At 35.9% G+C, this 23,314-nt stretch carries 24 protein-coding genes and 1 tRNA gene; 9 read left to right on the top strand and 16 right to left on the bottom strand.

Translation table 11 applies throughout. The annotated features are described in order from the left end of the window. Positions 1 to 43 precede the first annotated feature (43 nt). The 3 genes from RNZ46_RS00580 to RNZ46_RS00570 all read left to right on the top strand — a co-directional run bounded on the left by RNZ46_RS00580 (position 44) and on the right by RNZ46_RS00570 (position 3,468). On the top strand, positions 44 to 664 hold the full coding sequence (locus RNZ46_RS00580; RefSeq protein ID WP_316983454.1) for an L-threonylcarbamoyladenylate synthase: 621 nt from the start codon (positions 44 to 46) through the stop codon (positions 662 to 664). 68 nt (positions 665 to 732) lie between these two features. Then, entirely contained in the window at positions 733 to 2,127 is a 1,395-nt protein-coding gene (locus RNZ46_RS00575) for a DUF819 family protein (RefSeq protein WP_316983453.1), read from the top strand. 225 nt (positions 2,128 to 2,352) lie between these two features. Then, positions 2,353 to 3,468: a T9SS type A sorting domain-containing protein gene (locus RNZ46_RS00570; protein ID WP_316983452.1), complete on the top strand. Its 1,116-nt coding sequence runs from the start codon at positions 2,353 to 2,355 to the stop codon at positions 3,466 to 3,468. 63 nt (positions 3,469 to 3,531) lie between these two features. Here RNZ46_RS00570 and ribB read toward each other — a convergent pair whose 3' ends face one another. The 11 genes from ribB to RNZ46_RS00515 form a co-directional block, all read right to left on the bottom strand. After that, positions 3,532 to 4,677 (bottom strand): 3,4-dihydroxy-2-butanone-4-phosphate synthase, encoded by a 1,146-nt coding sequence (gene ribB, locus RNZ46_RS00565; RefSeq protein ID WP_316985010.1) that lies wholly within the window; start codon positions 4,675 to 4,677, stop codon positions 3,532 to 3,534. A 31-nt stretch (positions 4,678 to 4,708) separates the two neighbouring features. Then, positions 4,709 to 6,694, bottom strand: a complete 1,986-nt coding sequence (locus RNZ46_RS00560) for an LptF/LptG family permease (protein ID WP_316983451.1) — start codon at positions 6,692 to 6,694, stop codon at positions 4,709 to 4,711. Between the two features lie 9 nt (positions 6,695 to 6,703). Continuing rightward, positions 6,704 to 7,339: an outer membrane lipoprotein periplasmic chaperone LolA1 gene (gene lolA1, locus RNZ46_RS00555; RefSeq protein WP_316983450.1), complete on the bottom strand. Its 636-nt coding sequence runs from the start codon at positions 7,337 to 7,339 to the stop codon at positions 6,704 to 6,706. 79 nt (positions 7,340 to 7,418) lie between these two features. Beyond that, the gene (locus RNZ46_RS00550) at positions 7,419 to 9,800 is read right to left on the bottom strand and encodes a DNA translocase FtsK (protein ID WP_316983449.1); all 2,382 of its coding nucleotides are present in this window, start codon (positions 9,798 to 9,800) and stop codon (positions 7,419 to 7,421) included. A gap of 112 nt (positions 9,801 to 9,912) precedes the next feature. Then, positions 9,913 to 10,281 (bottom strand): diacylglycerol kinase, encoded by a 369-nt coding sequence (locus RNZ46_RS00545; protein ID WP_316983448.1) that lies wholly within the window; start codon positions 10,279 to 10,281, stop codon positions 9,913 to 9,915. After that, positions 10,274 to 10,780, bottom strand: coding sequence for a thiol peroxidase (gene tpx / locus RNZ46_RS00540; RefSeq protein ID WP_316983447.1), 507 nt, complete (start codon positions 10,778 to 10,780; stop codon positions 10,274 to 10,276). Before tpx ends, RNZ46_RS00545 begins: the two co-directional genes overlap by 8 nt. 142 nt (positions 10,781 to 10,922) lie before the next feature. Continuing rightward, the gene (locus RNZ46_RS00535; RefSeq protein ID WP_311937641.1) at positions 10,923 to 11,180 is read right to left on the bottom strand and encodes a DUF6952 family protein; all 258 of its coding nucleotides are present in this window, start codon (positions 11,178 to 11,180) and stop codon (positions 10,923 to 10,925) included. 108 nt (positions 11,181 to 11,288) lie between these two features. Beyond that, the gene (locus RNZ46_RS00530) at positions 11,289 to 11,597 is read right to left on the bottom strand and encodes a thioredoxin family protein (protein WP_316983446.1); all 309 of its coding nucleotides are present in this window, start codon (positions 11,595 to 11,597) and stop codon (positions 11,289 to 11,291) included. A gap of 82 nt (positions 11,598 to 11,679) precedes the next feature. Further along, the gene (locus tag RNZ46_RS00525; protein ID WP_316983445.1) at positions 11,680 to 12,318 is read right to left on the bottom strand and encodes a peroxiredoxin; all 639 of its coding nucleotides are present in this window, start codon (positions 12,316 to 12,318) and stop codon (positions 11,680 to 11,682) included. 135 nt (positions 12,319 to 12,453) lie between these two features. Continuing rightward, positions 12,454 to 13,950: a Na+/H+ antiporter NhaC gene (gene nhaC / locus RNZ46_RS00520; RefSeq protein ID WP_316983444.1), complete on the bottom strand. Its 1,497-nt coding sequence runs from the start codon at positions 13,948 to 13,950 to the stop codon at positions 12,454 to 12,456. 124 nt (positions 13,951 to 14,074) lie between these two features. Next, positions 14,075 to 15,274 (bottom strand): aminotransferase class I/II-fold pyridoxal phosphate-dependent enzyme, encoded by a 1,200-nt coding sequence (locus tag RNZ46_RS00515; protein ID WP_316983443.1) that lies wholly within the window; start codon positions 15,272 to 15,274, stop codon positions 14,075 to 14,077. Positions 15,275 to 15,434: 160 nt separating this feature from the next. Between RNZ46_RS00515 and RNZ46_RS00510 the strand changes: the two genes are divergently transcribed. The 5 genes from RNZ46_RS00510 to RNZ46_RS00490 all read left to right on the top strand — a co-directional run bounded on the left by RNZ46_RS00510 (position 15,435) and on the right by RNZ46_RS00490 (position 18,688). Then, positions 15,435 to 15,893 (top strand): Lrp/AsnC family transcriptional regulator, encoded by a 459-nt coding sequence (locus tag RNZ46_RS00510; protein WP_316983442.1) that lies wholly within the window; start codon positions 15,435 to 15,437, stop codon positions 15,891 to 15,893. Continuing rightward, positions 15,894 to 16,520, top strand: a complete 627-nt coding sequence (locus tag RNZ46_RS00505; RefSeq protein WP_316983441.1) for a CPBP family intramembrane glutamic endopeptidase — start codon at positions 15,894 to 15,896, stop codon at positions 16,518 to 16,520. 102 nt (positions 16,521 to 16,622) lie between these two features. Continuing rightward, positions 16,623 to 17,150 carry a hypothetical protein gene (locus RNZ46_RS00500; protein ID WP_316983440.1) on the top strand — a complete coding sequence of 176 codons (528 nt, stop codon included), beginning with the start codon at positions 16,623 to 16,625 and terminating at the stop codon, positions 17,148 to 17,150. A gap of 13 nt (positions 17,151 to 17,163) precedes the next feature. Then, positions 17,164 to 17,874, top strand: coding sequence for a hypothetical protein (locus RNZ46_RS00495; protein ID WP_316983439.1), 711 nt, complete (start codon positions 17,164 to 17,166; stop codon positions 17,872 to 17,874). Continuing rightward, positions 17,867 to 18,688 carry a sensor histidine kinase gene (locus RNZ46_RS00490; RefSeq protein WP_316983438.1) on the top strand — a complete coding sequence of 274 codons (822 nt, stop codon included), beginning with the start codon at positions 17,867 to 17,869 and terminating at the stop codon, positions 18,686 to 18,688. The genes RNZ46_RS00495 and RNZ46_RS00490 overlap by 8 nt, the downstream gene beginning before the upstream one ends. An 8-nt stretch (positions 18,689 to 18,696) precedes the next feature. Here the strand turns inward: RNZ46_RS00490 and RNZ46_RS00485 are convergent, their stop codons facing one another. The 5 genes from RNZ46_RS00485 to RNZ46_RS00465 all read right to left on the bottom strand — a co-directional run bounded on the left by RNZ46_RS00485 (position 18,697) and on the right by RNZ46_RS00465 (position 22,787). Further along, the gene (locus RNZ46_RS00485) at positions 18,697 to 20,079 is read right to left on the bottom strand and encodes an aldehyde dehydrogenase (RefSeq protein WP_316983437.1); all 1,383 of its coding nucleotides are present in this window, start codon (positions 20,077 to 20,079) and stop codon (positions 18,697 to 18,699) included. Between the two features lie 22 nt (positions 20,080 to 20,101). After that, positions 20,102 to 20,803 (bottom strand): RluA family pseudouridine synthase, encoded by a 702-nt coding sequence (locus tag RNZ46_RS00480; protein WP_316983436.1) that lies wholly within the window; start codon positions 20,801 to 20,803, stop codon positions 20,102 to 20,104. Between the two features lie 96 nt (positions 20,804 to 20,899). After that, positions 20,900 to 21,718 carry a 3-methyl-2-oxobutanoate hydroxymethyltransferase gene (gene panB / locus RNZ46_RS00475; protein ID WP_316983435.1) on the bottom strand — a complete coding sequence of 273 codons (819 nt, stop codon included), beginning with the start codon at positions 21,716 to 21,718 and terminating at the stop codon, positions 20,900 to 20,902. Positions 21,719 to 21,959: 241 nt separating this feature from the next. Continuing rightward, positions 21,960 to 22,658 (bottom strand): phage integrase N-terminal SAM-like domain-containing protein, encoded by a 699-nt coding sequence (locus RNZ46_RS00470; RefSeq protein ID WP_316983434.1) that lies wholly within the window; start codon positions 22,656 to 22,658, stop codon positions 21,960 to 21,962. Positions 22,659 to 22,713: 55 nt separating this feature from the next. Further along, positions 22,714 to 22,787: transfer RNA gene (locus tag RNZ46_RS00465), tRNA-Met, on the bottom strand. 131 nt (positions 22,788 to 22,918) lie between these two features. On the opposite strand from RNZ46_RS00465, the gene RNZ46_RS00460 reads away from it, so the two are divergent. Next, positions 22,919 to 23,308, top strand: coding sequence for an START-like domain-containing protein (locus RNZ46_RS00460; protein WP_311939016.1), 390 nt, complete (start codon positions 22,919 to 22,921; stop codon positions 23,306 to 23,308). Positions 23,309 to 23,314 lie beyond the last annotated feature (6 nt).

Here is a 23,314-nt window from a genome sequence, read left to right as displayed (position 1 = left end):
AAAATAATATTTATTTTGTAAACGCAATTACAAGATAGTTATTATGGCTGAGTTTATAAGAATATATGAAGAAAATCCCAATCCGAAAGCGATTGAAAAAGTGGTAGCTGTTTTAAAACGCGGCGGCCTAATAATTTATCCCACCGATACCGTGTACGGTTTAGGCTGCGATATTACCAATATAAAAGCTTTGGAACGGGTTGCGAGAATTAAACAAGTAAAACTTGAAAAAGCAAACTTTTCGTTTGTTTGCCACGATTTAAGCAACTTAAGCGATTATGTAAAACAAATAGATACAACAACTTTTAAAATTTTAAAACGTGCGCTTCCGGGGCCATATACCTTTGTGCTTCCCGGAGGAAAATCACTTCCAAATCCTTTTAAAAAGCGCAAAACAGTGGGTATTCGTGTGCCTAATAACAACATTGCTTTAGATATTGTTAAACGATTGGGCAACCCCATTATATCGACCTCTATTCACGATGAGGACGAAGTTTTGGAATACACCACCGATCCTGAATTAATATTGGAAAAATGGAGTAACTTAGTCGATTTGGTAATTGATGGCGGTTATGGCGATAATGAAGCTTCAACGGTTATAGACTTATCTGAAGACGAACCTATAATTCTTCGTGAAGGTAAAGGCAGTTTGGAGATTTTTTAAACGTCTTTTAAAATCAGGATTATCAAACAAAAAACATATTTTTACACCCTTTAACTAAACAACGCTTTATGAATTTAGCAGAAATAAGCAGCGACATTCCTTTATTTTCAAACGACACTATTATTTTTGGTGTTTTAGCCGTAACCCTGGCACTCATCTTTTATTCATCGAGTTTACCCCGTTTTAAGAAGTTTTACAGTATTGTCCCTGCGCTTTTATTGTGTTATTTTATTCCATCCATATTAAGTTCCGTGGGATTGATAGCTGATAAATGGATTGATGTTTCGGCAACCATAAAGCATTTACAGTCAATTTACGGTAATTTAGATGGCGTTACCAATTTGCATACCTTAAAGGAATATGCGATGGTTAATCAAATCAATCCGTCGGAGTATTCACAATTCGTGGGTGGCAGTAATTTGTATTATGTGGCTTCTCGATTTTTACTGCCTGCTTCGTTGGTGCTTTTAACCATGAGTATCGATTTAAAAGGCGTGTTCAAACTCGGTTCCAAAGCCCTTATTATGTTTTTAACAGCGACCATCGGTGTTATGATTGGTGGACCGCTCGCTATTCTGTTTTTTAAGTATGTGTCACCAGATATTTTAGTTTCTGTAGAAGGCACCGAATTGTGGAAAGGCCTCTCAACCGTTGCGGGCAGTTGGATTGGTGGTGGTGCCAACCAATTAGCCATGAAAGAACAATGGGAAGTGGGTGATAGTTTATTTAGTATTATGGCGGTGGTTGACGTTTTGGTTGCTGAGGTTTGGATGATATTTTTATTACTTGGTGTCGCTAAATCTGATAAAATAGACAAATATTTTAAAGCTGATAACTCTTCGATTACCACCTTGAAAAACAAGATGGAAAAGTTTAGTTTAGAGACTGCTAGAGTGCCTTCATTTAACGACTTTATGATTCTTTTAGGAATCGGTTTTGGAGTGACTTCCATTGGGCATATTGTGGGAGATAACCTAAGCGTTTGGATAAAGGAAAACGCACCGGTTTTAGTTGATTTTGGACTGGGAAGCTCATTTTTCTGGCTCATTATTACAGCAACAACCGTTGGTGTTATTATGTCGTTTACCAAGATTAAAAGTTATGAAGGGGCTGGAGCCAGTAAAATAGGAACGGTGTTCATTTACATTCTGGTAGCGGCCATAGGCATGAAAATGAATTTAAACGCCATTGTGGAAAACATCAGTTTATTTGGCATTGGCTTTGTTTGGATGATTATTCACGTAGGTTTACTATTCACTGTCGCCAAAATCATTAAAGCACCATATTTCTTTTTGGCAGTAGGCTCTAAAGCCAATATTGGCGGTGCTGCCTCTGCACCCGTGGTTGCTGGTGCTTTTCACCCATCGTTGGCGCCTGTTGGGGTGTTGTTGGCGGTATTGGGTTATGCTTTAGGTACTTATGCGGCTTTTGCCTGTGCCTTAATGATGAAGTGGGTGAGTTAACTCCTTTGAAAATAGAAAACAAATAAGTACAGAAATTTTAATAATTATTTATATCTTTAGTTGGTGCAATTTACTGTGTCACAATTGATTAATAGCAAACTGTAATACAATTAAGTGTTGTTTTAAACTTGATTGTATTTAGAGTTGAACAGATTTAAATTAATAATATTCACGTTTTTTAATTTATTTCGATGGATTTTTATAAACCACTTAAAGCTATTAATTATGAAACGACTTTTACACTTTTCAACATTTATTTTTTCTTTTTTTATATGTTTTACTAGTTTTTCGCAAACTTATAAAGTTGATGAAAAACGAATTTATGCATGGGATGCATTTGCATCAGAATGGACGCATAACCTAACCGAGCAGTTTACCTATGCCAATGGTGGTACTAAAGAAACACTTTTACAGGGATTTAGCATGCCCGGGATGATGTTAGCCTATCAAGATATTAAAACCTATAATACTAATAATGATATAATTTTAGATGTAGGGCAAATATGGAATAGCGTTTCACTGCAATGGGAAACTACAGGTCAAACTACTTTTACCTATGACGGTTCAAATAATTTAATTGAAGAATTAGATCAATCATACAATGCCATTACCCAACTCTATGAAAATGCGTATAGGGTTTTGTATGAGTATTCGGGATCGAATATTATTAAATTTACCTATCAATATTGGGATACATCTGCTTGGGTAAATGAAGATAAGCTCGATGTTACCTATACATCTGGATTGCCAACACAAATAATTAATAGTGTTTGGAATACGACAACCAATATGTGGGATTTGGATGAACGTGATACGGCGACTTATGTTGGTGGTTTGCGTACAGAACTTATTGTTGAAACTTACAATGGAAGCGGTTGGGATTTATATGAAAGATATTCAACCACATATTCAGGGTCACTAGAAATAGAGTATATACAACAAACTTGGAATGGGGCAGTTTATGTAAACTCTGATAGGGAATTAAGTGTCTATGATGGTAACGACAATAAAACTGAATATATTTGGTACAGTTGGGTGTCCAACGCGTGGGAACCCTATTATAAAGAAGAAATGGATTATTCGGTTGCGGCACCATTAAGCACGAATTCTTTTGAACAAGATAGCTTTAAAATATACCCTAATCCAGCTTCAGATGTTATAAATATAGCGTCTAATACAACTGTTGATAAAATGGAATTATACAATGTTTTAGGTGAAAAAATATTACAGACCTCAAACAGCTCTAAAGCATTAAATATTGAAGGTTTAAAGTCTGGACTTTATATATTAAAAGTGTTTAATAAAAATAATAGTGCATCTAAAAAAATAGTGGTAAAATAGTTTTTAAGGCAGCTATTAATTGAGGAAAAGGAAGTTTAAAACTTAACGGTATTGGCTTTCTTTTTAGTATTTAACGTAATCTACAATCTCTAAGCCATAACCAATTAAACCTACACGTTTGGTTTGTTCGGTGTTGGACATCAAGTTTAATTTATGGATGTTTAGGTCATGCAGAATTTGAGCACCAATACCAAAATCGCGGTTATCCATATTAATTTTTGGTGCTTTTGAAATTTTATTTGGTTTTTGGTTTTCCTTTAAAAAAGACAAACGCTTTAAAATATTCATAGACTGCGACTCTTGGTTTATAAACAGAATGGCGCCTTTGCCATTTTTGTTTATCAGCTTAAACATATTGTCTAATTGCTTATCAACATTGTTGGTTAGCGTACCGAGAATATCGTTATTAATTAAGGTGGAATTAATTCTGGTAAGCACAGGCTCGTTATCTTTCCATTGTCCTTTTGTTAGAGCGATATGCACTTGATTATTTGTGGTTTGCTGGTAGGCTCTTAATCGAAAACTTCCAAACCGCGTTTCTATTTGAAAATCTTCTTTTTTCTCTATTAAAGAATCATGTTGCATTCTGTATGCCACTAAATCCTCAATCGATACAATTTTTAAATCCAGCCTTTTGGCTACCTCCATGAGTTCTGGCAAGCGTGCCATGGTACCATCTTCATTCATTATTTCAACAATAACGCCAGCGGGTTTTAAACCAGCTAAACGCGCAAAGTCTATGGCTGCCTCGGTGTGTCCCGTACGTCGTAATACGCCACCTTCCTTGGCTACTAAAGGGAAAATGTGCCCAGGTCTGCCCAACTCAAAAGGTTTTGTGCTTGGGTCTATTAAAGCTTTAACCGTTTTGGCTCTATCACTTGCTGAAATCCCTGTGGTTACACCGTTGCCTCTTAAATCTACGGATACTGTAAAGGCCGTTTCCATCGGGTCTGTGTTATTCCGCACCATCATGTTAAGCTCCAACTCCTTGCATCTGTTTTCGGTAAGTGGTGTACAAATAAGCCCTCTGCCGTGAGTTGCCATAAAGTTTATCATTTGTGGCGTAACCTTATCGGCGGCGGCCACAAAATCGCCTTCGTTTTCACGGTTTTCGTCATCAACAACAATAATAACTTTGCCGTTTCTTATATCGTCTATAGCTTCGTGTATGGTGTTCAGTTTAAATTCCGAAGTTTTATTTGTGGTCATAGGTTCTAAAATCATGGTGCAAAGATATTGCTTATTTTAGACTATCTAAACAATTTTGTTTTAAGTCCTCGTTAATTTTTACATTTAAAAAAGGATAAACCAGCATATATAAAGGCACGCCAATTATTAAAAGGATAATATGAGGCATCTTTACTTTTTTATTGATAAGGTAATAAAAACGGTTTAAATTGAGAATGGATTTTGAATAATAAATGATGAACAGAAACAAAGCAACTGCACTAAGTTGAATAGATGCCGACTGTAAAGAGGGCATTTTATTGTTTTTAAAAACAAAGAACAATACCAATAAAATAACGCCAATACTGTATAAAATGATAGCGAATTTTGAGTGCGCTTTGTAATTGTTGAACATGGTTTTTGAGGCGTCAAAAGTTTTATGGATTGATACGCCTTGTTTTCTTAATTCATCAACATCAACATGTCTTGCATTTAGGGTTTTAATGGCTTCGTAACGTGTGTTTTCACTATGCCCAAGGGTTTCGTAATGCTTCACCACGTTAATTAATTCTTCGTTTGAATATTTAGAAAGAAACTTGTAGTTAATACTGCCTTTGGGTTTGATTTTGAACACTTTTTTCAATGGCTCAATAATATTGTCCATTTCAAACAAGCCTTTATCTTCGGTCGCTCTTTTGGTTAAAAACAGACCCAACGGAAACATAACGAGTGTGGAAAACCAACTGGCTAGTATTGGGTTAAAATCACCGCTTTTTGCACTATTTGTTGCAAAAATTCCTATAAAATGATAGGTTAAAAATAGGACGATGGCAATAACCATAGGCAAGCCAATACCACCTTTGCGAATTAAAGCACCAAGTGGCGCACCAACAAAAAACAAGATAATGCAGGCAAACCCAAGCGCCAGTTTTTCGTGAAAGGAGACAATATGCTTGTTGTAATTACTTTTTGCTAGTTTTTGTTCAACCTGCTTCGATTCAATAATCTGTTTGGTACTGTTCGTGTTCCTTAAAGCTAAATCGAGAAGTTGTGATTTGTTTTTTGTTTCAAATAAATCCAATATTTCCCCGCTATAAACAGAATCGTTTTTTTGTTTTACTTTAGATTTATTGGTGGTACTTGTGTTTTTTAATCGGGTAATGTTTGTGCGCTGGTACAGGCTTTTAGAAAGTGTTTCGTGTGTTTTGTTTCGTTTCTCTGTCAGCGAATCAATAGTGTAGTTTAATTCGCTTAAATTAAGCATGTTGTATTTGTCTGAATACGATTTATCATCAATATCAACATTGTCATTTATTTGCGATAAATCAATATTAATGGTGTATTTTTCAAAGGTGCTTTTAGCAAAAGGTTGTTTTTTTCTTTCTTTCGGATTTTTTCGATAAATGTCGTTATAGTAATTGCCGTCGGTTAAAATCAGCTTTAAAACATTCGAGGTTTCTTTACCTATTAACTCTCCCGAAATTGATTTTATCATTTGTGCATTGGTGCGTTTATCGGCACCTTTTATATGAATAACAACATCGTTAAGGTATTGTCCTTTATCACCACTTTTGCTCGCAAATTTTATATTGTAATCTCCAACCTCGTTAAATTGTCCTGCGGCTAAAAGCATTGCGGGCTTAAGTTTGGCAATGTTTTTACGCAGATTGAGTGAGTTGTATTCTGCCCAAGGAATCACATTATTGGAAAACATAAAGGTTGTAAAGCCTAAAGCCACAATAAAAATGCTGAGTCCCGACATGGCGCGTTGCAGGGAAATCCCGGTCGATTTCATGGCGGCAAACTCATAATTTTCGGCAAAACTACCAAATACCATAATGGACGATAAAAGTATGGTAAGTGGGATGACTAGCGGAATAAGCTTGGGCATAAAATACGCCAGAAACTTAAACACTACAATCATGTCCAAATCTTTGCCGGCAAGTTCTTTTATATAGAGCCAAATGGTTTGTAAAACAAAAATCAGCAATAAAATTACAAATACGCTGAGAAAAGTTTTAAGATATGTGGTTAGTATGTAACGGTCAAGAATTTTCACAAAAGTTACCTAATCTAATTTATTGATGTAATAATCTTTGTATTTATTGGCATCAAAGGTAAATAAGCTTTTTGATAAAGGTTCGTTTGTTTTAAAAGAATTAACAGTAAGTGTTGTTTTAGTCCCGTTTTTACCGATTTGGATCAAATTATAAATATGCTTGGTTTGCTTATCGACACCCAAAAGAATGTGTTTTATTTCAGAGTTTGAATCAATTGGTGTTAACTTAACATACTGTACTTTTCGGCCTTTAATATTTTGCTCAATATCCATTTTGTAAGTATACCCATCTTCGTAAAACGAGAGCATTTTACTGGGTGTGATGTTGTCTTCGTCGTCGGTATTATCAGATGAAATAGTCACTTCTTCATCTTCCGGACTAATGCTGTACGTTGTTTTTCCGTCGAAAAGGCGGGTGATTCCTAAAATGTTCAATCGGTATTTTTCACCTTGCATCACCACATCGCCACGGGTTTCTTGTTTGATGTTCTCTGACGTGTTTTCAAGGATATATTTGAAATCTATTGAAATATTATCGTAGCTTTTTACTTTAGCTGAAACCTCCTGTAATAAGGCTTTACCTTTGTTTTGGGAGAAGGCACTTATTGAAAGTGTGATTAATAATATGCTAAAAATTCTTTTCATTTGTTTTGATTTTTTTGAACATCTATTTAACCAATCATTCAGTAAATCAGATTGGTGTTTTATTGTAATTAAATGCCCATTATGGGCTTTCGTTTTCTAAATGCTGGTCGAGCGCCAATAAATCAGGGATTAAAACCTGTCTGGCTTTGCTGCCTTCAAATGGGCCAACAATACCGGCGGCTTCCAACTGATCAATTATTCTGCCCGCTCTATTGTATCCTAATTTTAATTTTCGTTGCAATAACGATGCTGAACCTTGTTGCGCCGTAACAATAACTATAGCCGCATCTTTAAACAGCTTATCACGATCTGATATATCTATATCAAGACTTGTGCCACTTTCTTCGCCAACATATTCGGGTAAAAGATAGGCTTCGGGGTAGGCTTTCTGAGAGCCAATATAATCGGTAATGCGTTCCACTTCCGGCGTGTCAACAAAGGCACATTGTACACGAATAACATCGTTGCCCTGTGTGAAAAGCATATCGCCTCGACCAATAAGTTGATCGGCACCAGAGCCATCTAAAATGGTTCGCGAATCTATTTTACTGGTTACCCTAAACGCAATACGTGCTGGGAAATTGGCTTTAATAATACCTGTAATAACGTTTACCGAAGGGCGCTGCGTGGCAATAATTAAGTGAATGCCAATGGCACGTGCCAATTGTGCTAAACGTGCAATGGGGGTTTCAACCTCTTTGCCCGCCGTCATTATTAAATCTGCAAACTCGTCAACCACCAAAACAATATATGGCAAAAACTGGTGGCCTTCATTCGGATTTAATTTTCGTGCCTTAAACTTCGCATTGTATTCGGCAATGTTTCGGCACATGGCGTTTTTAAGCAACTCGTAGCGGTTATCCATTTCGATACACAACGAGTTTAATGTGTTGATTACTTTGGTGTTATCGGTTATAATGGCTTCTTCGCTATCTGGTAATTTAGCTAAATAATGACGTTCGATTTTATTAAAAAGCGTCAGTTCCACTTTTTTAGGATCTACCAAAATAAACTTCACTTCGGCAGGGTGCTTTTTGTATAAAAGCGATGTTAAAACCGCATTTAACCCCACCGATTTACCTTGTCCGGTGGCACCAGCCATAAGTAAGTGCGGCATTTTTGCAAGATCCACCACAAAGGTTTCGTTGCTAATGGTTTTACCCAAAGCGATGGGTAGTTGCATTTCGGATGTTTGGAACTTTTTTGAAGCAATAACCGAGCGCATCGACACAATGGTTGAATTTTTATTGGGCACCTCAATACCAATAGTACCCTTTCCAGGGATGGGGGCAATAATACGAATACCGAGTGCGGAGAGCGACAACGCAATATCGTCTTCTAAATTCTTGATTTTTGAAATACGCACACCGGCTTCGGGAACAATTTCGTACAATGTAACCGTTGGCCCAATAGTGGCTTTTATGCTGGCAATACCAATTTTGTAATTGTTTAAGGTTTCAACAATTTTGTTTTTATTTTCTTCAAGCTCTTCTTGATTAATGGTAATGCCCTCGGTATCGTACTTTTTTAGAAGATCGAGTGGCGGAAATTGATAATTGCTCAGCTCTAAAGTAGGGTCGAACTGCCCAAAATCCTCAACCAATTTATTGGCTAAATTATCGGTTTCCGATTGTTCTTCGGCCACGGTTTCAACCTTCATTTCTAAATCTTCTTCTTGTTCTTCTTCAGTTACTTTAACTTCTAAAGGGGTTGGGGCTTCTGGTTTGGATTCTTTTTTTACAGGAGCTTTTTTGTTTTCCAAAGGAATGTCAAAAGCGGTTTTTATAGCTTCGGCTTCTTTGGATAAATTATTATCCAATGGAATAGAAAATTCGTCATTGGCTTTTGAGAACTCATCCTTTAAATCCTTTTTAGCCGATGTGAAAAGTTTTGAAATACTTTGGAATGTAACTTTAAAACGAATGGCTAAATAGGTGATTAAGCCGAATAAAAGTAGGAGTGAAGTGCCTATTTTTCCGATATAATCTTGTAGAAACATATTTATTTCGAAACCGACTGTGCCTCCAAGAATATCGTTTTTATCGCCAAAAAAACCAAAAAGAATCGCCACCCAAATCATGATGAATAAGCCCCAAAACCAATGCTTGCGTAATTTTGCTTTGGCAATATCCATAAGCACATAAACCCCGGATAGAAATAGCAATCCAGAAAATATAAAAGAAGCGACACCAAAACCACGTTGTATAAATAAATCGCTTAACCAAGCGCCACTTTTGCTTAACCAGTTTTGTGTTTCTGACTCTCGATTTGTGAAATTTGACAAGCTACTTTGGTCGGCTTCACCCGTAAAGAAAAACGAAATAAAAGCAATGCACAACAGTATGCCCAAAATAACCAAAAAGCTACCCAATACCAGTTTTTGCTGGCTAGATAACTTAAAATCAGGTTTTTTAATTTTTCGTTTTGGTGCTTTGTTAGACTTTGTTTTTTTCTTCGCCATTAATGGTGTTTAATATCAATTTGAGTTCCTGAAACGCAGCCAGGGTTGCATCGTTAAAAACGATTGAGCAAAAATACAAATTACTAACGTTTATCCTAAGGGTTATCGTATATTAAAAAATCTTGGGAAGGTAAATTACAAACCCAATTATAATTGCAAAAACGCTGGCAATAAAAACCGCGCCAGCAGCGATATCTTTGATGAGTCCGATTTTTATATGATGCTCTGGATGCATAAAATCGGCAATTTCTTCAATGGCGGTATTAATGCCTTCAATACTCATAACCATCGCGATGGCTAGGCATTGTACAATCCATTCGGTTGAAGAAATATTAAAATAGAAGCCAGCAATAGTCATTAAAACAGCTATAAAAAACTGAATTTTAATACTGGCTTCTGTTTTTAAAAGTAGCAGAGCCCCCTTAAATGCATAACCCACACTTTTTAAGCGGTTGACTAAAAAGGACTCTTTTTTACTCATCTAATAAGGCCTCCAATGCTGCTTTGTAATTGGGTTCATCAACGGTTTCGCTAACTTGTTCGGTATATTTTACGATGTGATTTTCGTCTAAAACCACCACACAGCGTGAATGTAAAGTTTCTAAAGGGCCATCGATAAAGTTTAAGCCGTAATCTTTACCGAAACTTCCGTCTTTGTAATCCGATAAACTGATGACATCATTTAAACCCTCGGCGCCACAAAAGCGTGCGTGGGCGAATGGTAAATCGTGCGAAATGCAAAGTACTTTAGTGTTTTCCAATTCGCTGGCTTCTTGATTGAAGGTTCGTACAGATTGTGCACAAGTGCCCGTATCGATACTCGGGAAAATGTTTAAAACCAGTTTACTTCCTTTATAATTACTGAGACTATGGGTAGATAAATCTGTAGCCGTTAATAAAAAATCGGGTGCTTTTGTGCCTATTGCTGGTAAACTTCCAGATGTGTTTATTGGGTCTCCTTTTAATGTTACTGTTGCCATTTTATTTATATATTGATTAAGAACTTAAAAATAGGGATATTTAATGTTTTTACAGGTATCATTTTTAAAATTGTTTTAACAAAAAAACGCTTTATCCATAAATTGAGATAAAGCGTTTTATATTTATTTTAAAAGCAATCGTTTAAGTATCGATGGACCCTAATACCCGTTTCATAAAACTATTTAAAGCCTCTTTTTTAGGCGTACCGTCTTTTATTAATTTATTGACTTCGATAGCGCCGTACATGTTGGAAATTAACTCACCAATAACATCTAATTCTTCATCTTTTAATGAAGATACTTCTGTTAAAGCCTCTAAGGTTTCAATAGTTTCTATTACAAAATCTTCATCGTTTTCTTCAATGAATTCTGTTAGGTGTTTTATTATTGGTAGTTTCATTTTTTATTGTGTTTTCTGTTTCCGCCGTTCAGCTATCTGTGAAGATAAACTTGGGTGGAAATCTTTAATGATTGAAGTGAGATTGATATTTCCGCGAAAGCGAAAACCTTAAACTGTTTCGTTTACTAATTCCTTTAAAACGTCAAATTTGTTAGTTTGAACTTGGTTTACAAAATTACCGTTTTTAAAGGTTGCAAACGTTGGTAAATTATCAACGGTTGCCAATTTTCTGGATTCTGGAAATTTTTCGGCGTCGGCCATTACAAATGTAGCGTTTTCGGTCTCAGAAGCCAATTTCTTGAATTTAGGTTTCATAATTCTACAGTTGCCGCACCAAGAGGCAGAATATTGTACAATTACGGTATCGTTATTTGAAATGATGTCTCCTAAATTATCTTGTTCTAATTCTTGTACCATAATGTTTTTGATTTTTAAATTATTAGTACCAAATTCCAATTTTTGTTGTTTGGAATTTGGTACTTTAATATTGAATTTGTTTTTAATGAGTTGCTAAATAAGCAGCAGTGTCTTTAGCGTTGGCTTGCATGGCATCTTTACCTTCTTCCCAGTTTGCTGGACAAACCTCGCCTTTTACTTGAACGTGCGTTAAGGCATCAACCAAACGAAGGTATTCACCAACGTTTCTGCCTAAAGGCATGTTGTTAATGCTTTCGTGCTGTACGATACCATCTTCGTCGATGATGTAAGTAGCACGGTATGTAACGTTGTCGCCTTCAACCTGAACGGTTCCGGTTTCTTCGTCGTAAGTTTCGTTTGTAATATCTAAAATACCTAAGATGCTCGATAGATTTCTGTTGCTATCCGCTAAAATAGGATAGGTAACACCCTCAATACCGCCATCGTCTTTGGCTGTGTTTAACCAAGCAAAATGTACTTCTGGTGTATCACAAGACGCGCCAATAACTATGGTGTTGCGCTTTTCAAATTCTGGTAAAGCTTCTTGAAAGGCGTGTAACTCTGTTGGACACACAAACGTAAAATCTTTTGGGTACCAAAACAATACCACTTTTTTCTTGTTATTTACTGCTTCTTCTAATACGTTTACTTTAAAAGTATCGCCCATTTCGTTCATGGCGTCTACGTTTAAGTCTGGAAATTTTTTACCTACAAATGACATGTGAATTTTATATTTAATTGTTAATAATTTCTTTCAATACAAAGATACTATACCCTTTCAATTTTATGCAGAAATAAAATTCTTATTATTTATCTATCGATAGATTTTAATTATGGTAAAAAACAATTTTGATAGTTATTTATTATTCTCTTTCAATTGCTTGATTTTAATGGAAAAAGCGGCAAAAAGTAAAGTCATAACCGGACTTAAGATGCTAAAAAACGCGTAGGGAATATAAGCCGTGGCTCCGGCGTAACCAAAAAGCACTTTTGAATGATAGGCGCCACAGGTATTCCACGGGATTAAAACGGAGGTTACGGTTCCGGAATCTTCAAGCGTTCTGCTTAAGTTTTCTGGCGCTAAGCCTTTGTCTTCATAAGCTTGTTTAAACATTTTTCCGGGCACAACAATAGCAAGGTATTGATCGGATGCTGTTAAATTCAGCGCCAAACAACTAGCCACTGTACTGGCAAACAAGCCAAATGTTGTATGTGCCATTTTTAATAGCGATTTTGTAATTCTGGATAAAGCCCCAATGGCATCCATTACGCCACCAAAAACCATGGCGCAAATTATAAGCCAAATGGTACCAAGCATCCCTTTCATTCCGCCTGAGGTAAATAGATCATTTAGCTCTTCGCTATTTGTTGTTACAGCGGTATCAACGGTTAAGGCATTCATTACGCCTTTGTAAGCAGCATGAAAGTTCATGGATTCGGCTCCTGCAATATTGGCAACAATATTGGGTTGTGCAATAATGGCTGCGGCACCACCTAAAAGTGCGCCTAATAAAAGGGCGATAAGCGGTGGTTTCTTTTTTATGATTAAAAAAATCACAAAAGCAGGAATAATAAATAACCAAGGGCTAATATTAAATACGGCATCCATGGCGTCTAATTTATCTTGAATAACTGGTGCCCCGGTGGTGTCTAAATTTAAACCAATAATTACAAAAATAATTAGTGTGATAACTATGGTGGGTACGGTAGTAAGTGTCATGTATTTGATGTGCGCAAACAATTCGCCACCTGCCATAGCGGGAGCTAAGTTTGTAGTGTCACTAAGTGGTGATAGTTTATCGCCAAAATAAGCCCCAGAAAGTACGGCACCTGCAGTCATGCCCATAGAGATGCCCAAAGTTTCGCCAATGCCAACTAAAGCAATACCTACGGTTGCAGATGTAGTCCAGGAACTTCCCGTTGCAATGGAAATAATGGAACAAATAATAACGCAAGCCGCCAGAAAAATAGTGGGATTAAGTATTTGCAGGCCGTAATAAATCATGGTTGGAATAATGCCGCTTATAAGCCACGTACCGGCCAAAGCGCCCACCATTAATAAAATTAAAATGGCACCCGTTGTGGACTTTACATTTTCTGCAACTTCGGCAATCATGCGTTTATGGGGTACTTTATTTTTGTAACCCACAATTGCGGCTATCGCAGCGCCCATTAAAAGGATAAATTGGTTACTGCCGCTCAAAGCATTGTCGCCATAAATGTAAATATTGTAAGCGAGCATGCCCACAAGTGCGATGACGGGGATTAAAGCTTCCCAAATGTTTAATTCTGTATTGTCAATTATTTTTTGATTTTCAATTTTAATTTCTGAAATATTTTTTTCGTCTTGCATCTGCTCGTTTTTGGTCTCGTAATGTTACGATTTTCATAAGATGTATGCAAATGGAAATACTTTTGAGATCGTTTTGCTTATTTTATTCAGAAATTAAAATTTTTTTGACCAACTATAAGGTGAACTATAAAATGTTTAACTCTTTCATGCACTCACGCATCATTTTATAAGTCCGTTCAATATCGGCATCCAACCCAATGGAGAAGCGAATTAAGCCATCGCTTAAGCCCATGTCTTTTTGTTCGTATTCAGGGATTTCTGATGATGTAGAGCTTCCCGGAGCAGAGAACAAGGTTTTGTAAAAACCAAGGCTCACGGCCAAATAGCCTAAATTTCTGTTTTGCATCAATTCCATAAGTTCGTTTGCTTTTTCTAAAGAACCCACATCAATAGTTAACATGCCTCCAAACCCGTATTTTTCATTCATCATAGATTTGAAAAGACGGTGCGAGGGATGCGATTTTAACCCGGGATACACCGTTTTTAAGCCATCAGCTTCAAATTTTTCGGCTAAAAAAGTCGCATTTAAACTGTGTTGCTGCATACGAATATGTAAGGTTCTTAAATTCTTTAGAATTGATGCGGCTCGCAAGCTATCCATCGTAGAGCCCAAAAGCATAGAGGCGCCGTTGTTTACGTTGCGTAAATCGTTTATAAAATCTTGAGTGCCGCAAACCACACCGCCAACCGTATCGCTCGATCCGTTAATAAATTTTGTTAAACTATGTATTACCACATCGGCACCTAAGATGGCCGGGGAAATGGATAACGGCGAAAACGTATTATCGACTACTAGTTTTAAATCGTGCTTTTGTACCAAAGCTGCCAATCCTTTTATATCTGCGACCTCCAAAAGCGGATTGCTAACCGATTCGCAATACAAAACTTTAGTGTTTTTTGTAATGGCGGCTTCAACAACATCGAGCTTTGTAATATCTACAAACGAGGTTTCAATATTAAAACGCGGCGTAAAGTTTTTAAGAAAGGCATATGTGCCACCGTAAATCGTTCTGCTTGAAACAATGTGGTCGCCAGCTCCGCAAAGCTGCAACAAAACCGGAGTGATGGCGCCCATGCCCGAAGCAGAAACGTTTGCGGTTTCTGTGCCTTCCATGGCGGCTAAAGCCTCGCCCAAATACAAATTTGAAGGAGATGAGTGGCGCGAATATAAATAACAACCATCAGCATTTCCTTCAAAAGTATCAAACATGGTTTTTGCTGATAAAAAGGTGTAGGTTGAAGAGTCGGATATTGAAGGGTTAACACCACCAAATTCGCCAAAGTATTGTAAATCTTGAATGCTATTTGCAGGTTTAAAGGCCATAATAATTGATTTTAGTCGTTTTTACAAAACTCCATCAATTTAGATTATAATACAATATATATGATTTTTTTTAGAAAATAAATCTATAATTATTTAAAATGTTAGATTTAAAAATTATTATTTCTTCATTATATCTTATCTTTATGAAAAATTTTCGATTATGATTTTTGATGAAATTGATAAAAAACTCCTGTATTATTTACAAAAGGATAGCAAACAGACCAATAAAGAGCTTTCAAATAAATTAAACTTATCGGTTACGGCGGTATACGAACGCATTAAAAAACTGGAAAAGGAAGGGTTTATCAATAAGTATGTAGCTTTAGTCAACAAAGAAAAAACCGATAAGGCTTTTGTGGCGTATTGCCATATAAAATTAGAAAAGCACAGTCAGGATTTTGTGGTTAGCTTTGAAAAGGAAGTCAATCGCTTAACTGAGGTTTTGGAATGCTATCACCTAAGTGGCGATTACGACTACCTGCTCAAAGTGTTGGTGAAAGATATGGCAGCGTTCAGGGAGTTTATGGTAAAAAAACTAACCACAATCAATCATATTGGCAGTACACATAGCATGTTTGTTATTAACGAGGTAAAGCATACCACCGCAATAAAGGTTTAAATGGATTCGGTTTTATATAAAGGTTTCGAGTTTTTCATCATTTTTATTTTGATGCCCTTATCTTTAGTTTTAAGCTATCCATTATGGCTGAAATTAAGTATTGGGTTAATGGGTTTTTTCTACATTATTTTTATGTTATTGAAAGTTGAAAATGAAAAATTCCGAATCGCAAAAAATTTAAAATGGCACTTATTCATTAAGCAAACGCTTATAAAGTTTTTGGTTATCGTGTGTGTTACTACGCTTTTTGTTTGGCTTACCAATAAAGAATCGCTATTTATGGTGCTCATCAACAAACCAAAATTATGGCTTTTTATATTGTTTATTTACAGCATTTTTTCGGTGTACCCTCAAGAATTGGTTTACCGAACATTTTATTTTAAACGCTATCACAGTCTATTTAAAAATAAAAATCTTTTCATTTTTATAAATGCTGTAATTTTTTCTTTGGGGCATATCTTCTTTAGGAATACATTGGTGATAGCCTTAACTTTTTTAGGCGGTTTATTATTCGCCATAACTTATAATAAAACAAAGTCGACCCTTTTGGTAACCATCGAGCATGCTATTTACGGCAGTTGGTTGTTTACAGTGGGCATGGGCGATATGCTTGGTTTTCCACAATAATGTGAAACGTGATTTCATTAAAACACAAATAACGCTAACTGCAATAAAAACTTTTTACTATTTTAGACCAGCTATTACTAACCTTATAAACTGAATTATCACATGAAAAAACTAAGCTACATTATTTTAGGATTTATTATTGGTGCACTTGCGACGTATTATTTTTGCCCAAGACAAATTGATGATGGCATAGATGTTATTAAAATTGTAAAACCTAAAGGCGTTATTACACCAGATCAAGCTAAAACCTTAAATAATAATTGGACAACCTACAGAAAGGCAGCCGCAGATTCGGCAGCAAGTAGACAAGGAAGAAAAGTGGATAACCGCTCAACTTGGTGGTCTTTAGATGATATTCAAAACTATATAGCTTTCGCAAAACACGAATCTGATAGTTTGGGTTATAACATGACGGGAATACGAGTATATTTAGGAGTGTACGGCGAAAACGCTGGACAGGACAAAAAAGATTACACCACCATGTTTATGGTGCCAACAGCAAAAAAAGGTACGGATAGAGCTAGTATGAATCCGTTTACTTTTCAAGAAGATGAAGAGGATTGTCCAGAATGTTCTCCTTTAAATGATGGTGGCACTGGTTATCCGCCAGGGGCACCATATCCTAATTAATAAATATTGAATATTGGAAGAGTTTTTTAGACAAAACTATTTATTACTCACACATAGTTTTGAAATATTAGCAGCTATAACTGGTTTGGTTTTATATAAAAAATACAAGTTTGTAGCTGCTAAGTATTTTATATGGTTCTTGGTTTTTGTTGTATTGGCAGAGTTTATATCAACTTATACGCTATACATTGACAACGATGGTTACTTTAGTTTTTTAAAAGGCACCGTATTTCAAAAGAATTATTGGTGGGGCACAATCTATTGGAGTATAGGCAGTATAATGTTTTTTTCGTTTTATTTTATAAGAGTTTTAGAAGCTAAATCTCATAGATTAATTCTGCGATTAACGTCTTGTTCCTTCTTACTTTTCTCTGTTTTATACATCATTTTTAATTGGGAGGCGTATTTTACAAGAAGCCTAACAGCACTAAGAATTTTTGGTGCTTTAATTATTTTTTTGTGTGCTGTTTTTTATTTTATAGAGGTTTTAATGAGTGATAAGATTTTAAATTTTTATAAGTCCATAAATTTCTATATTGCTACCACCATATTTGTTTGGTGGTTAATTACAACCCCTTTAATATTTTATGATATTTATTTTAGAAGTGTAGATTGGAATTTTATAATTCTTAAATGGCAAATCTATTTATTTGTTAATATATTTATGTATTCCACTTTTACCTTTGCACTAATTTATTGTAAACCAGAACTTAAAAATGATTAACTATTTAACCGTTTTTTTAGCACATTCACAGCCAGCTTCTACCCCGGCCGAACGCTATTTGCTTGTATATATGATTATGGTTTTAATCATTATTACAGCTTTGGTAGTGGTGTTTTTTGTGGTGTTTCAAAAACGAAAAAACAAGTTGCTTTTAGATCGAATTAAACAACAGCAAGCCTTCGAAAAAGAAATAGTCTTGGCGCAAACCGAAAGTCAAGAACAAACACTTAAAAATATTGGTTGGGAGTTGCACGACAATGTGGGGCAACTCTTGGCTTTTGCAAGCATGCAGTTAAGTATTTTAAAAACGCAATTTACCGACAGTGATGTAAAAGACAAGTTTAAAGACACCTCGGATGCGCTTAAAGAAAGTTTAAAGGAAGTCCGTTCGCTGTCAAAAACATTGAATAATGAAGTCGTACTAAACATTGGATTTGAAAAATCGATTAACAATGAATTGGATCGTTTAAAAAGATTGAAATTCACCAGTGCCGAATTAGTAATTAAAGGCGATAAAGTAGAATTTGAAAACAGAAAACACGAAATTATTATTTTTAGAATTTTACAAGAATTCTTATCCAATTCAGTAAAATATTCCGAAGCCAAAAACCTTAAAATAGTTTTAGAATATCAACCAAAACTTATGATAATCACAGCTTCAGACGACGGTATAGGCTTTGATATGGATTCCGTTGAAAAAGGTTCGGGGTTAATTAATATGCAAAGTAGGGCAGCCTTAATTAATGCTACATTGGATTTATATTCGAAACCAAACGAAGGCGTTACACTGACGTTAAGATATCCGACTTCTTAGTCTCTTAATTACGAAAACCACTTAAATAGGGTTTTAATCAGTTTAAAATTACGTTTGCTGTACGGTGCATATCTAAACGGTGGGTCATACCAATTGCCGCGTTTTACAATGGCTTTAAAATGTGTAAACGTATCGAAACCAAATTTACCATGGTAAGCGCCAATACCACTAGCGCCAATGCCACCAAACGGCAGATTGGCATTGCCGTAATGAATTAAAGTGTCATTAATAACACCACCGCCAAAACTGAATTTATCAATGGTGTCTTCAATAAATCGCTTGTTCTTTGAAAAAACGTAGAGCGACAAAGGCTTGTTAAAATGCTGTATGATAGACGCTATATCGTCCTCAGTGTCATAAGAAAGAATCGGTAAAATGGGTCCGAAAATCTCATCTTTCATAACCTCGCTATCCAATGGGGGTTCATCAATAAGTGTGGGGGCCAGGTATAATTCCTCCGCATTATAATCACCACCAAAAGCAATATTTACATCTTTTAAAAGCTGTGTTAATCGTATAAAATTTTTATGATTTATTATTTTTGGATAATCGGCAGAGTTTTGGGCATCACCATAAGCTTTAAGTATTTCATTCTTCAAAGCATCAATCAAATCATTTTTTATTGAAGATTTTACAATCAAATAATCTGGAGCAATACAGGTTTGTCCGCCATTAAAAAACTTGCCCCAAACCAGTCTTTTGGCGGTTAACTTCAAATTAATCGTGTCGTCAACAATACAGGGCGATTTTCCGCCTAATTCCAAAGTTACGGGTGTTAAGTGTTTTGCTGCCGCTTTCGCCACGATTTTTCCAACCGAAACGCTGCCCGTAAAAAAAATATAATCCCAATGCTGTTTTAAAAGTTCGGTTGAAATTTCAACGCCACCCTGAACCACCGTAGCCATATCTTTTGGAAAAATATGTTTTACCATTTCCGCCAATAATTCCGATGTGTTTGGTGTGAGCTCACTCGGTTTTAAAACCACCGTATTACCAGCAGCTATGGCCATAATTAACGGATTTATGGCTAGTTGAAAGGGGTAGTTCCAAGGACCAATAATGAGCACTGTGCCATAGGGCGATTTATAAATGTAATCTTTAGATGGAAATAAAAGCACCGACGATTTAACACGCTCTGGCTTGCTCCAGCTTTTTAGGTTTTTTATAGCGAGGTTTATTTCGGCAATAACTAAACCGTTTTCACTTAAAAAGGCTTCAAATGATGGTTTTTTAAAATCGCTGTGCAAGGCTTTAAAAATGTCTTTTTCGCGACTTATAATCTCTTGTTTTAACTTTTTTAGTAAACTAATCCTAAAAGATACATCTTTAGTGTTTTGTGCTTTAAAAAAGGTTTTTTGATTTGAAATTATTTCTGGAATGGTATTCAACATGTTTTTTTATAAAGGTACAGAATTAAGGTAAACAAGCGTCCCAAATGGGGTCTTTGGGTAGTGGCGCGATAATATGAATTGGTTTTTTAGAAACCGGATGAATAAACTGAATTTCCCTGGCATGCAAATGAATACCAGCATCTTTATTGCTTCTGTTAAATCCGTATTTTAAATCCCCTTTTATGGGGCAACCTATAGTTGATAACTGACTGCGTATTTGGTGATGTCTGCCCGTTTCTAAATGAATTTCCAATAAAAAATAATGATCGAGTTTTTTTATGGTTTTGTAATGCAGAATCGCTTTTTTGCTATCGGTAACCTCTTTGTTGTGCGCATACGATTTATTGTTTTTCGGATTCTTTTTTAGCCAATTAATAAGTGTGTCTTCATTTTTTGGAGGTTGCTTTTTTACAACAGCCCAATAGATTTTACTAATATCTTTTGACACAAATAATTTGTTGAGCCGCGGTAAAACCTTGCTTGTTTTAGCAAATATAACAAGACCGGAAGTGGGGCGGTCCAACCGATGTACGGTGCCTAAATACACGTTTCCTGGTTTGTTGTATTTCTCTTTAATATAGGCTTTTACAACATCGCTTAAGGGTTTGTCGCCCGTTTTATCGCCCTGAACAATATCGCCCACACGTTTATTGACAATAATGATGTGGTTGTCCTCGTAAAGCACATTGAGGTTTGATTTGTTGGATAGAACTTTTTCAGCCACTAATGCACGAATATTTAATTACAGATTTTTTATTGATTTGAAAATCAAGGTTGTTGCGTTTGAGCGAAACTGGATACTGCGACTGCTACCGGAAACTTAATACTGCTCCGAATCGTTCGGAAAATCCCGCGATTTAACATCATCCACATATTGCGAAATGGAGGAGGTCATATCTTCATATAAATTCATATATCTACGTAAAAAACGAGGGTTGAACTCATGGGTCATTCCCAACATGTCGTGTAATACCAATACCTGTCCGTCAACACCGCCTCCGGCGCCAATTCCAATAATAGGAATGCTGACACTATCGGCAACTTTTTTGGCAAGTTTAGCAGGAATTTTTTCGAGTACAATGGCAAAACATCCAACTTTTTCTAGCATTTTGGCATCGTCAATGAGTTGTTCGGCTTCAACTTCTTCTTTCGCCCTAACGGTGTAAGTGCCGAATTTATATATAGATTGTGGTGTTAAACCCAAGTGTCCCATCACCGGAATACCGGCATTCAAGATACGTTTTATAGAATCTTTTATTTCGCGTCCGCCTTCCATTTTAACCGAGTGTGCACCGCTTTCCTTCATAATACGAATGGCCGAACGCAGTGCCTCTTTGGGGTCGCTTTGGTAGCTTCCAAAAGGTAGGTCTACAACCACTAAACACCTTTCTATGGCTCGAATCACAGACGATGCGTGGTATATCATTTGATCCAAAGTAATGGGCAATGTGGTTTCGTGGCCCGCCATAACATTACTTGCTGAATCGCCAACAAGAATAACATCGATACCGGCGCCATCAACAATTTTTGCCATGGTGTAATCGTATGCGGTAAGCATCGATATTTTTTCGCCATTGGCTTTCATATCAACCAATGTTTTTACGGTAATGCGCTTGTATTCTTTTTTTGCTGTAGACATATTTTTACTTTGTTTTTGCTAGATGGTAAAAATAGTAAATTAAGGTTTATTTGCTGTTTTTGTTAACTTTTTCTTTGAGAAGTGTTGCGAATACGACCTATAATTAGGCTTTGCGTTGATTGTTTTTAATGAAACCAAGCTGTGTTAGGGTGTGGATGCTTTTGCTTGTTTGAAAGATTTTAAATACCGTCTGATGACTTTGACTTTTTTGAACATAATGTTTAAAATGATGTAGCTTTTTTTAGAACCGGTCACTACTTAATATAAGTCTGAGGTTGTTACGGTTTCTCGAGCTTGAATTTAATAAAATGGAGTTTAAAAATTCTATCGCCACTTTTTTATCTACTTGATTTATTTTAATGATTTCTGGATGCTTCTTGTTAATCCATTTAATAAAGGAACTTGAAGCATAACAGTAATCTTTATAAGTCCTTGGGCTAATGGTTTTTTCTTTTAATTTTAAAACAAAATCAAAAGCTTCTTTTAGGTTTAAACTAGAATCTTCAGTATTATTTTTTGACCCTTTGTTTTGGATTTCCTGAGTGGATTGTTTTTCTGGCAGCTTGGGCTTTTCTTTAACTTCAATAACTTCTTTTTTACTTTTTTTATCCATTTTGGATTTAAAAAGCGCGGTATTTTTTTGGTAAGGGTTATATCCTTCTTTAAGGAGTTTTAGTAGCCTCCTTTGATATCGAGATAATAGAGCGATTCGCTCCTCCTTAGTTTTAAACTTATTTGCACCACCATAAATATTTTTCATCCTAGTCATCTTTCCCGTTTTGGGATTCCTAAAAGAAAAATACACATACCAACGTTTTGATAAATCATCGTTAGCCGTATAAATTTTGGGATCAGAAAAATCTTTTTTGTGTGCCAAATCGTGTTCCAAATCGTGTTCATTTCCGTGTTCAAATATAATGAACTGCTTTAAAGTATTCATAAAAAAACGGTTTAGAGTGAACTAAACCGTTTGTTTTGGGCACATGTTAGAATTGTAGCGAGAGGGGGGCACGATCCCCCGACCTCCGGGTTATGAATCCGACGCTCTAACCAACTGAGCTACCTCGCCATAATTTAAGGCTGCAAATATAAAAACAATATTATTCTCAACAAACTTTTAATGCTGTAAAATATTATTAAAATTACTGTTAAACTAATCAATTAATGTATATATTGAGCATCATAAATTTTACAGCACTTATGGACGAGAAAATTAAATTTGAAATTGAATTTCCAATACACGCATCACCACAATTACTATATCAATACATTTCTACGCCATCGGGCTTATCTGAATGGTTTTCAGATAATGTAAACTCCAGAGGTGAATTATTTACGTTTATTTGGGATGATAGCGAAGAAAAAGCAAAACTATTAAGCAAAAAAAGTGGCGAGCGCATTAAATTCAGATGGCTTAACGATGAGGATGATACGACCTCGTATTTCGAAATTAGAATCCAAGTTGATGAAATCACCAAAGATGTGTCGCTCATGGTAACCGATTTTGCCGATGAAGATGAAGTTGACGAAGCAAAAATGCTATGGGAAAATCAAATTGCAGATTTAAAACAAGTATTGGGTTCGGCGTAATTAAAT

The organism is Hwangdonia lutea (assembly GCF_032814565.1).
GTDB lineage: Bacteria > Bacteroidota > Bacteroidia > Flavobacteriales > Flavobacteriaceae > Hwangdonia > Hwangdonia lutea.
The sequence above is the reverse complement of the archived record's forward strand: the minus strand, read 5'-3'. Positions and strand labels throughout refer to the sequence as shown.

Coding starts and splice junctions, on each gene's coding strand:
- RNZ46_RS00580 (WP_316983454.1), top strand. CDS start 44: ATGGCTGAGTTTATAAGAATATATGAAGAAAATCCCAATCCGAAAGCG.
- RNZ46_RS00575 (WP_316983453.1), top strand. CDS start 733: ATGAATTTAGCAGAAATAAGCAGCGACATTCCTTTATTTTCAAACGAC.
- RNZ46_RS00570 (WP_316983452.1), top strand. CDS start 2,353: ATGAAACGACTTTTACACTTTTCAACATTTATTTTTTCTTTTTTTATA.
- ribB (WP_316985010.1), bottom strand. CDS start 4,677: ATGACCACAAATAAAACTTCGGAATTTAAACTGAACACCATACACGAA.
- lolA1 (WP_316983450.1), bottom strand. CDS start 7,339: ATGAAAAGAATTTTTAGCATATTATTAATCACACTTTCAATAAGTGCC.
- RNZ46_RS00550 (WP_316983449.1), bottom strand. CDS start 9,800: ATGGCGAAGAAAAAAACAAAGTCTAACAAAGCACCAAAACGAAAAATT.
- RNZ46_RS00545 (WP_316983448.1), bottom strand. CDS start 10,281: ATGAGTAAAAAAGAGTCCTTTTTAGTCAACCGCTTAAAAAGTGTGGGT.
- tpx (WP_316983447.1), bottom strand. CDS start 10,780: ATGGCAACAGTAACATTAAAAGGAGACCCAATAAACACATCTGGAAGT.
- RNZ46_RS00535 (WP_311937641.1), bottom strand. CDS start 11,180: ATGAAACTACCAATAATAAAACACCTAACAGAATTCATTGAAGAAAAC.
- RNZ46_RS00530 (WP_316983446.1), bottom strand. CDS start 11,597: ATGGTACAAGAATTAGAACAAGATAATTTAGGAGACATCATTTCAAAT.
- RNZ46_RS00525 (WP_316983445.1), bottom strand. CDS start 12,318: ATGTCATTTGTAGGTAAAAAATTTCCAGACTTAAACGTAGACGCCATG.
- nhaC (WP_316983444.1), bottom strand. CDS start 13,950: ATGCAAGACGAAAAAAATATTTCAGAAATTAAAATTGAAAATCAAAAA.
- RNZ46_RS00515 (WP_316983443.1), bottom strand. CDS start 15,274: ATGGCCTTTAAACCTGCAAATAGCATTCAAGATTTACAATACTTTGGC.
- RNZ46_RS00510 (WP_316983442.1), top strand. CDS start 15,435: ATGATTTTTGATGAAATTGATAAAAAACTCCTGTATTATTTACAAAAG.
- RNZ46_RS00505 (WP_316983441.1), top strand. CDS start 15,894: ATGGATTCGGTTTTATATAAAGGTTTCGAGTTTTTCATCATTTTTATT.
- RNZ46_RS00500 (WP_316983440.1), top strand. CDS start 16,623: ATGAAAAAACTAAGCTACATTATTTTAGGATTTATTATTGGTGCACTT.
- RNZ46_RS00490 (WP_316983438.1), top strand. CDS start 17,867: ATGATTAACTATTTAACCGTTTTTTTAGCACATTCACAGCCAGCTTCT.
- RNZ46_RS00485 (WP_316983437.1), bottom strand. CDS start 20,079: ATGTTGAATACCATTCCAGAAATAATTTCAAATCAAAAAACCTTTTTT.
- panB (WP_316983435.1), bottom strand. CDS start 21,718: ATGTCTACAGCAAAAAAAGAATACAAGCGCATTACCGTAAAAACATTG.
- RNZ46_RS00470 (WP_316983434.1), bottom strand. CDS start 22,658: ATGAATACTTTAAAGCAGTTCATTATATTTGAACACGGAAATGAACAC.
- RNZ46_RS00460 (WP_311939016.1), top strand. CDS start 22,919: ATGGACGAGAAAATTAAATTTGAAATTGAATTTCCAATACACGCATCA.